Genomic DNA, 202 nt, shown 5'->3' with positions numbered 1-202 from the left:
TTTTTCAATTTCATCTTTAAATTTATCATTTCCGATTGCCATGCCTTTGTGGGTTGCTTGTCGAATATCCTCAATCATTTTTGTGTCTAGGTGATGTTTAAACAGGGCTCGATAACATGTTTGTCGGGTTTTATCGTTAGGATGAATAGCAAGGTAAGCTAGGTGAGGCGTACATAGTGCGGAAGCTTTGCCTAAGGCGTTG

The 202-nt window shown here is 40.1% G+C and carries 1 pseudogene; it reads right to left on the bottom strand.

Annotated features, from left to right (window positions below):
* Positions 1 to 202 (bottom strand): annotated as a pseudogene (locus AB4298_RS21335) (transposase); the annotation flags it as partial.

The sequence above is a fragment of the Shewanella sp. 10N.261.52.F9 genome, assembly GCF_041471165.1.
GTDB classification, from domain to species: Bacteria; Pseudomonadota; Gammaproteobacteria; order Enterobacterales; family Shewanellaceae; genus Shewanella; species Shewanella marinintestina.
Note: the sequence above shows the minus strand (reverse complement) of the source record. Positions and strands in the feature narration are given on the sequence as shown.